The following is a 543-nucleotide window of genomic DNA, read 5'->3' as shown; positions in this document are numbered from 1 at the left end:
GGCCGTGCCGGACGCCGCGTCCGCGCTCGATGCCGCAGCAGCCGACGACGCACCGGCGTCGTCCGGCGCACGCGGCGTGACGGGCGCGGTCGGCGCAGGAACAACCGGCGCCGTCGTTGCGGCCGGCTTGCCGATGCCGTGCTTCTGCAGCTCCATCAGCACGCGATTTTTCAGTGCAAGCAGCTGCTGCAGGCTAGACGGCCGCGGCTGCGACGCGGCGGCCGCAGGCGCCGCACCGGCCGGCGCGCGCGCGCCGGATGTCGGCTGCACGGTTTGGGACGATTGCGCGGTCGCGTCGCTCGCCGACGACGGCGCCGGCTGAATCGCGCCGCTCCACATGTGCGGACCGCTCGCACCGGCCGCCGCCGCGGCCGCGGACGCCGTATCGGCCGCGGACGCACCGTGCGCGGCCGCCGCGTCCGACGACGGCGCGACGAACGACGCACCGGCCGGGGCGCTCGCGCCATGCGCGGTGCCCGATGCAGCCGGATGCTGAATCGGCGCGGCCGCCGAGGCCGCCGATGCACCGTGCGCAGCCGACGC

1 pseudogene is annotated in these 543 nt (G+C 77.2%); it reads right to left on the bottom strand.

The annotated features are described in order from the left end of the window. Window positions 1–543 (bottom strand): annotated as a pseudogene (locus HMPREF3115_RS21280) (pilus assembly protein FimV); the annotation flags it as partial.

This window comes from Burkholderia sp. HMSC10F09 (genome assembly GCF_001806955.1).
Taxonomy (GTDB): Bacteria; Pseudomonadota; Gammaproteobacteria; order Burkholderiales; family Burkholderiaceae; genus Burkholderia; species Burkholderia multivorans.
The sequence above is the reverse complement of the archived record's forward strand: the minus strand, read 5'-3'. Positions and strand labels throughout refer to the sequence as shown.